Origin of the sequence: Suttonella ornithocola (assembly GCF_001889065.1) — a bacterium.
GTDB classification, from domain to species: Bacteria; Pseudomonadota; Gammaproteobacteria; order Cardiobacteriales; family Cardiobacteriaceae; genus Suttonella_A; species Suttonella_A ornithocola.
Genome location: NZ_LWHB01000092.1, coordinates 1 through 8066, shown reverse-complemented (window position 1 = coordinate 8066; position 8066 = coordinate 1). Strand labels below are relative to the sequence as shown.

Annotated in this window: 8 protein-coding genes and 1 pseudogene; 5 read left to right on the top strand and 4 right to left on the bottom strand. The window is 38.1% G+C overall.

The window, feature by feature from the left end; all coding sequences use genetic code 11:
• From A5N85_RS07635 to A5N85_RS17625, 3 genes and pseudogenes are all read right to left on the bottom strand, one after another.
• On the bottom strand, nt 1–448 hold a 448-nt coding region (locus tag A5N85_RS07635), incomplete at its 3' end, for a sulfatase-like hydrolase/transferase (RefSeq protein ID WP_249023941.1).
• Nucleotides 449–499: 51 nt separating this feature from the next.
• A pseudogene (locus tag A5N85_RS17630) lies at nt 500–676 on the bottom strand (phosphoethanolamine transferase domain-containing protein); the annotation flags it as partial.
• A complete protein-coding gene (locus A5N85_RS17625; protein WP_072576699.1) occupies nt 618–1106 on the bottom strand; it encodes a phosphoethanolamine transferase domain-containing protein in 489 nt (162 codons plus the stop codon). The gene A5N85_RS17625 and the pseudogene A5N85_RS17630, both read right to left, overlap by 59 nt.
• A gap of 267 nt (nt 1107–1373) precedes the next feature.
• Here A5N85_RS17625 and A5N85_RS07625 point away from each other — a divergent pair, with 267 nt between their 5' ends.
• The 5 genes from A5N85_RS07625 (at nt 1374) to A5N85_RS07605 (ending at nt 7895) form a co-directional block, all read left to right on the top strand.
• On the top strand, nt 1374–3581 hold the full coding sequence (locus A5N85_RS07625) for an LPS-assembly protein LptD (RefSeq protein WP_249023940.1): 2208 nt from the start codon (nt 1374–1376) through the stop codon (nt 3579–3581).
• The gene (locus tag A5N85_RS07620) at nt 3578–4867 is read left to right on the top strand and encodes a peptidylprolyl isomerase (protein WP_072576697.1); all 1290 of its coding nucleotides are present in this window, start codon (nt 3578–3580) and stop codon (nt 4865–4867) included. Before A5N85_RS07625 ends, A5N85_RS07620 begins: the two co-directional genes overlap by 4 nt.
• Complete coding sequence (rsmA, locus tag A5N85_RS07615; RefSeq protein ID WP_072576696.1) at nt 4867–5658, top strand: 16S rRNA (adenine(1518)-N(6)/adenine(1519)-N(6))-dimethyltransferase RsmA; 792 nt, start codon at nt 4867–4869, stop codon at nt 5656–5658. Before A5N85_RS07620 ends, rsmA begins: the two co-directional genes overlap by 1 nt.
• On the top strand, nt 5655–6398 hold the full coding sequence (locus A5N85_RS07610; protein ID WP_072576695.1) for an SDR family NAD(P)-dependent oxidoreductase: 744 nt from the start codon (nt 5655–5657) through the stop codon (nt 6396–6398). Before rsmA ends, A5N85_RS07610 begins: the two co-directional genes overlap by 4 nt.
• Nucleotides 6399–6839: 441 nt before the next feature.
• Nucleotides 6840–7895 (top strand): mechanosensitive ion channel family protein, encoded by a 1056-nt coding sequence (locus A5N85_RS07605; RefSeq protein WP_072576694.1) that lies wholly within the window; start codon nt 6840–6842, stop codon nt 7893–7895.
• Here the strand turns inward: A5N85_RS07605 and A5N85_RS17270 are convergent.
• Nucleotides 7869–8066 (bottom strand): transposase (locus A5N85_RS17270; protein WP_211268106.1); only part of this gene is annotated, 198 nt, incomplete at its 5' end. The two genes, A5N85_RS07605 and A5N85_RS17270, sit on opposite strands and share 27 nt — an antisense overlap.

The window sequence follows — 8066 nt, the reverse complement described above, 5'->3', positions numbered from 1 at the left end:
CTTTATCAATAGGAGTGGTATCAAGATAGTGAGAGAGCTCTTTGACAAGAATTTCATCATAGCAACTTCCATCGTGGCATAAGGGAGAAGATGTCTTGTTCGGAAAATTCTGAACATTTGTCATACGATCGCAAGTGCCTTGACAGCCACTATCATTATCTAACCATAGAATGCTTACCCCAGTTTTTTGAAGGATATCAAGAATGTTACTTTGATTTAGCGCTTCTTTACGTTCAAAATTTTTATGTTTTTGGGAAGAAAGCATACATGGAACACTCTGCGCTGTCGATGTTCCGCAGCTGGTGCCTGCTAACCGCCAAAGCGGTAAATCTTCTGTAAATGGTGTTGTATTTCTTGTATATCCGTAAAAAGGATAGTTTTGCGCTCGGGCGGTTTCGCCTATGACTAGAATAAATAGTCTAGGTTTATCATTGGATTGTCTATGCATATCCTCTCCTAAAACTTTAAAAGGCGGTTTTGGGTGTAACGTTTTTTGAATATATTTAAAGCTAGAAGACATCCAGTAACTAGGAACTAAATATTGTCTAACAACTCTATTGTTGCGACCAAAAGCCGCATAATCGATATATTGACTATAAATCAGCCCACCAGCGATGCTAAGAGAAGCAATAATGATAAGGATTTTTTTTAGAAAAAAATGTCTTGATACTTCCATAAGAAATACGAATCATCCAAAGAAAGACTACAGGCAAAACGCCTGTTAGTAGAAACCAACTAATACTACTGAAATTTATGTACATGCTAGTTTCAACGGGATTGGTATTGAGTAAATTATCAATCATTGAGTGATCAAAAACCGCCTGATAGCGTAGACCACCGTAAGCGACAAGTGAAGAAATAAGAATAATAATACTTGTAAAAGGGCGAAACCAATAAGGCCATGCGCATAATAAAGAAAAAATTGCCCATAGTAATAAAAAAAGCGATAAGCTAAAGTTCCCAATGAATAGCCAATTAGAAAAATAGCTAGTATTTTGATATTGGAAAAGAATTTGAAAAGAGCGGATGTTAAATACGCAAACAAAATAGAGTGCGCATATAGCCGTAACAAAATGAATGCTTAATATTGGTCGGAAGAGCTTCATCAAAGTTCCAAAAAAAAAATAAAAGTATAATTATAAAGCTATCTAGATGATAAAAATAATTACTTTCTCATTTTAAAGTGATAAGTCTTTTTCAAAATTCGTGTCTCTGCTGCTAGGATGGGGGTGGTAGATAAGTTGATATTGGAAATTCAGCTGTAATTCAGGGTATTTGCTTTGTGAACCGCTGATGTAGTACAAATAAGTAGTTACCAAATTTGGGTGCTGCTCTGATAGAATATTCTATTATTTATATTTGGATACGCCATTTTGCAAAGATTGATAGTTTCCTTTTATTTTACGCTTTTTTCTTTATCACTTTGGGCAGCACAATGCGCTATTGATCCATTAGCTGCCTATACGACATTAGGGGGAGATGCGAGTGATTCTCGTCTACATGTGGTAGCTGACAGTTCAGAGGGTGACTTTAATCAGGCAGTCTTTACTGGAGAGGTAAGTGTTCAAAAAGGCGATAAGCATTTATTTGCACCTAAAGTTGATTATTCACACCAAGAGGCAACCTTAATTGCTCAAAAAGGGATTGTATTAGGAATGCCTTCAGCAGCCATTCGTGGAGAAGAAGGGAAGTATGAAATCAGTAATCAGATAATTACTTTTGGTCAATCAGACTATTATCTTTCTCCCAAAGCAAACAATGGCGAAGGATCAAAAGGAACAGCTAAAAACGCCGTTTTCAATCAAAGAACACATATTGATCAATTTCAGGATGTGAGTTGGACAACATGTAATCGAGATAAGCCTGTTTGGCAGATTAAAGCTAATGCAATGACATTAGACCACAATACCAATCGTGGCGTTGCCCGGGACATGACGTTTAATATAGCGAATACGCCGATTTTTTGGCTACCATATTTTAGCTTTCCAATTACTGATGCAAGAGCAACAGGATTTTTAATGCCTTCTTTTGCTTCTTCAGAAGCGCGTGGGATAGAAGCAGTTTTTCCGTTTTATTGGAATATTGCGCCAAATCAAGATGCAACTTTTGCGTTACACCCGATGACTAAACGCGGCATCATGGTGGATGCAGAATATCGTTTTATGACAGAAAAACAATATGGTCTGCTTAGGGGCGCTTGGTTACCGCAAGATAGAGAACACAAATATAAATCTCGTTGGCAGATAGGTCTTGAGCATGATTATCAGTTTAATCCGAGCTGGAAGACAGAGATTCGTTATCAACAAGTTTCAGATATTAACTATTTGGAAGATATTGATAATGGATTGACTTTATATGATGAGTGGTATTTGGATCGTTATGCCAAAATTTTAGGGAATGGAAACTGGGGTAATCTCATGGTGCAGCTGCAAAGTTATGAACGTGTTAGCCCAGAAGTTGATGAGGCTAATACCCCTTATGATCGACTTCCCCAAATCGTTTATCACAAAGACTGGCAAACGGGTCAATTTCACTATGGTATTACAACCGAAGCAGTGCGCTTTTATAAATCTAGTGAAGGTAACGCTAATCGCTTTTCTGCTAATGCAGAAGTAAATTACCGTTTATCAAAGTCTTATGGGTATTTAGAGCCTAAATTAACGGTGAATGCTCGTCGTTATGACTTTCATCCGGATAATCATGCTTTTAGAGAGGGACAAAAAACTTTAGTGATTCCAAGCTTAAGTTTAGATGGCTCTCTTATCTTTGAGCGAGGAATAAATATTGAGGGAAGTAGTTTTACTCAGACACTAGAGCCTAGACTATTTTATTTATATACTCCTTATAAAGCACAAAGCGATATTCCTTTATTTGATACAGCAGATTTAAGTAAATCTTGGCATTGGCTATTTGCGCGCAATCGGTTTTCGGGTGGTGATCGTATTGGTGATGCTAACCAGTTAACAACGGCGGTTACAACGCGTTTTTATCGCAATAGTGACGGACAAGAAAAACTCCGGCTCTCTCTAGGGCAAATACAGTATTTTGCAGATAGAAAACTCCAGTTATATGGAAATGCTGTCACAAATACGAGCAAATCCGTTATCGTTACGGAGGGAAATTACCAAATTGATCGTCATTGGTCGCTTTATGGCTTATCTTTTTGGGATCCCAATAAACATCGTAATGATAGAAATGTTTTAGATTTACGGTATCATTTAGATACTAATCGTTATCTTCAATTAGGACACTATTATAATCGTGATGATTATAACCAGTTAAGTTTGGGTATTGGTTGGCGGCTAAACCCTAATTGGCGAGTCTTTGCGAGACAAGATTATTCTCTACGAGAACGACAAGGTTTTAATACAATGGCTGCCATAGAATACAATGATTGTTGTTGGGCTTGGCGCTTAGCCGGACGGCATTATCGTAATAAACCTGAAGATCAAACTAAACATAATGCTGTCTATTTAGAATTTATTTTTAAAGGATTGGGTAATATGGGTAGCTCTACCGGAAGTTTATTAAAAAATCAGCTTAACCAGTTTACCCCTCTGCCACAGGAGAGAACTCTATGACACATAGATTACTTTTTCTTGCGATATTTCCGCTATTTGCAAATGCTCAAAATACTTTGCAATTTGGACCAGCAAGTGAACAAGGACAGCTACAAAATATCAATGATATTGCATTAATTATCAATGAGGAAGCAATTAGTCGAAGTCAATTAGCAAATGAATTGAATGCAGCACAAGCTACTTTGCCTAAAGAGGTTAGGTTACCTGAGCAAGAAAAAGGCAAAGTCTTGCTAGAGCGAGTTATTATGCAGCATCTTGTCAAGCAATTAGCAGAAAAAGCCAAATTAAATTTGACTGCTGAAGAGATTGATAAAGCACTTGCCAATATTGCCGCACAAAATGGTGTAAGTATTTCTCAATTGTTGGTAAGAGTAAAACGCGATACAGGGATGAATGAAGCGCAATATCGTGATTTGTTGCGTGAACAACTTGTACAAGCACAGTTAAAGGAACGTGTTGTAGGAGATAGTATCAATATTACTTCATCACAAATTGATGACCAACTAGCACAAATCGCTCGACAACGAGGAAGTGTGCTGCATTTGCAAGATTTATTGATGCCAATACCGAATCTGCCTATAAATGAACGAGGTCCAGCAATTGATAAAAACTTCTCTGCGCTTTCTAATGCGTTAAAAAATAATGATGATGATCTTGCTCAAGCAGCTGTAAGCATTGGAGCACAATTCAAAGATTTAGGAGAAGTGAATATTGCAAAAATTCCGCCACAGTTTGCTAGAGCGATTGTTGGCTTGAGTGCTGGAGAAATGCTTTCTACACCAGTAATTGATGCAGACGGAATGCACTTTCTGAAAGTAGTGAGCAAAACAGCACAGGGACAGCAAGGATATGTCGTTCCAGAAGCAAAGTTGGCGCATATTTTAATTCGTCGTCATTCGCAAAATCCTTTAGCGGCGAAAAGAGAAATTGATCAAATTTATTCAGCGTTGCAGCATGGTGCTAATTTTGCAGATTTAGCCCGCCAATATTCTCAAGATCCAGCTTCAGCCGCAAAAGGAGGAGAGTTAGGTTGGATGAGTGCTGATAGTGTTGATCCACGGTTTGCTAAGCAATTAGAAAATGTCCCTGTAGGACAGCTCTCAGCACCTTTTGAGTCTACTTTTGGGTGGCATATTATCTATGTAGAGGATAGACGGAATGTTGATCGTAGCGAAGCGCGTATACGTGAGCAAATTCGTGAGACGTTATATCAAACGGCTTTAGAAGATGCGTGGACACAGCGTTTATTAGAATTGCGTGAAAGCGCTTATGTTGAAATCCGATAATGGCAGAGATTCGAGCGGCAAAACATCTTGGGCAACATTTTTTAACTGATGAATCGGTTATCTCAAAAATGTTGTCTGCTATTTATCCAAAAATTGGCGATAACATCTTAGAGATAGGACCCGGTTTAGGGGCATTAACGTTGCCTGTTCTATCACAATCAAAAATCATGACTGCGATTGAATATGACCGTAGAGTAATCCCGTTTTTGGCTGAAAAAGCTAAAAAAATAGGGGAGTTGAATTTAATTGAAGCAGATGTATTAACTATTGCGTTTGACAAAATAGCGAAACCACCAGTTCGGGTAATTGGTAATTTACCTTATAACCTATCATCGCCGATTCTCTTTCATTGCCTGTCTCAGCGTAATAGTATTATTGATATGCATTTTATGCTGCAAAGAGAAGTCGTTGAAAGGATTACCGCAGCACCGGGTAATAAAAATTATGGTCGTTTAACGATTATGCTTTCGCAATATTTGGAGAGTGAAAACTTATTCGATATTCCACCTACCGCATTTGATCCTCCTCCAAAAGTTGATAGTGCTGTGGTTCGATTGATACCGCTAAAAACGACTCGTTGGGAAATTTTTTCTTCATCTCTTTTTGAAGAAATTGTCCGAGTTGCATTTGGACAGCGGAGAAAAATGCTTCGTAAAAGTTTATCCAACTATTTAGATAGTCAGGCACTAGAGTCTCTTGAAATTTTGCCTACCATTCGCCCTGAAATGCTAGGCGGTGAGGATTTTGCAAAAATAGCCAATTATCTGTGGGAGCGAAAAAATTCTTTATGAGTGAGAAAGTTATTATCACGGGGCATAGTAGCGGATTAGGATTAGCATTAGCTGTCTGTTGGCTAGAATGTGAAGCAAATGTACATGGTTTATCGCGTAGAGCCAATCATGTCTTGCAAGTGGCTTATCCTAACTTATTTAGCGAAACTATGATTGATTTAGCAGATTTTTCTCAGCTCCAATCATTGTTGTTGGGAGAGGAATATCAAACGTTTTGTCAAGGTGCAGAACGATTATGGTTATTTAATTGTGCTGGCGTTCAATCCCCAGCACATGAATTAGGTGACCAAGAAGCAAAGCTTATTGATAAAGCAGTTAGACTTAATGTTAGCGCACCATTTATTTTAAGTGATGCATTAGTTAAATATGCGCGTGAGCAAGGGCGATTGCCGGTCAATATTGTTCATATTAGTAGTGGTGCGGCGCACAAAGCCTATCCCGGCTGGAGTATTTATGGGGCAACTAAAGCAGCATTAGATCAACATGCACGCTGTGGAGCAGCGGAACAGCAGTCGAATGTAAAAATTGTGAGTTTAGCTCCCGGAGTGATAGATACGCCGATGCAAGCAGAAATTCGCCAAAATCTATACTTTCCTAATCGTAAGCGGTTTTTACAGTTACATGAAAGCGGCGAGTTGCAAAGTGCAGAAGAAACTGCTGTTAAAATTTTATCGTATTGCTTGAGCCAAAACTTTGGCAGTCAACCTGTAGTTGATATTCGTAATTTAAATAGCTTTTAGAAGAGCGTTCTAGATAAAGTTTACTTGTTCAAACAAAATGAATTGTATCGTAATCTTAAAAAATATTTTGATATATCTTGAGACCTTTGCAAAAAAACATAAAATAGAGAAATTTCAATTTTTCAAATTTTGAAAATATATTGAAATCATAATGTTAATTTTTCTACTAGTAGCAAAAATTAGTGTAAAACGGAATTTTGCAAAGGTCTCATTCTATCTAAAAAATAGAGCATTATTTATCGCTATAGTGAAAGGCTACTAGAATAGTTACAGTGTTAAGATAGATGAATAAAGTAAGCACACATACTATTACTGGAATAGCGATCTAATTTCTGTGACTCTTTTATTAGCCTTTTGCTATAGAAGTGCTGGTAAGATTTATAGAAAGCGCTGTTTTTAGCTGATTTGACTATGACGGAAAATGTTTACCGGAGAGAAAAATTGAAAAAAATATTTCTGTTAGTAGGGTTATCCATATTTGGAATCCCGCTTTTATTTGCACAGACAGTGTTGCCGGCAGAGGAAGCTACTCCCGAAGAGCCACCCCAAGCTGTTTCGGTAACAGCAGTAGCCGCTGATGATGATATCGCTACGCGAATTAGAGAAATTTTGAAGGCAACTGATTGGTATAAGAATGTAAAGGTTTCTGTACGAGATGGCGTGGTCTTTTTAGACGGTATTGCCGGTAGCGATGAGCAGAAACAATGGGCGCGTAACTTAGCAGCCAAAACACAAGATGTTGTTGCAGTCGTGAATCGCTTGCAGGTGGATGCCTCTCCTGATTGGTCATTTACGCCAGCTTTCAATGAGATGAAACGATTATTGGCAAAGTTTGTCCGGTCTTTACCGTTGATTGTTTTAGCATTGGTGATTATTCCATTGGCATGGATGTTAGCTAAGACAATTTATCGATTAAGTCAGCGTTTTTTTAATCGACGGTTGCGCTCAGCATTGTTAGCCGATATTGTCGCAAAAGTAGTCGCATTACCAGCAATATTGGTAGCGCTCTATGTTGTACTACAAGTTGCGGGACTCACTGGTATTGCGTTGTCATTATTAGGTGGTGCTGGTGTTGTAGGTATCGTGTTGGGTTTTGCTTTCCAAGATATTGCGGAGAACTTTTTAGCAAGTTTATTGCTCAGTCTGCGTCATCCGTTTAGTGCGGGTGATACGATTGAAGTGGCAGGACAAACGGGAATTGTGCAAAGTATGAATACAAGAAGCACAGTTTTACTCTCGCCAGAAGGTAATCATATTCAAATTCCTAACTCTATGGTATTTAAAAGCATTATTTATAACTATTCTACAGCACCAGCAAGAAGGAATATTCTGTCTGTTGGTATTGGTTATGATGCGTCTATTAGTACAGCACAGCAGCTAATTATGTCGGTTTTACAAGCACATGAGGCAGTAACAAAAGAACCTAAACCATTGGTATTGGTTGATGAGCTTGCAGCTGCAACCGTTAATTTAAAAATATATAGTGCAATCATCTAAAACCCAACCCAATCCAAAGCAGATAAAAGAATAAAGTATCAATACAATCCATCCGCCATTCTTTGCTATTTGCTTAATCCAAGCCCACATCTTTTCAATGGGATTTAAGTCTGGACTATAAGGGGGTAACCAAACTATCTCATGCCCATGCTCTTCAATGATTGCTTGAAT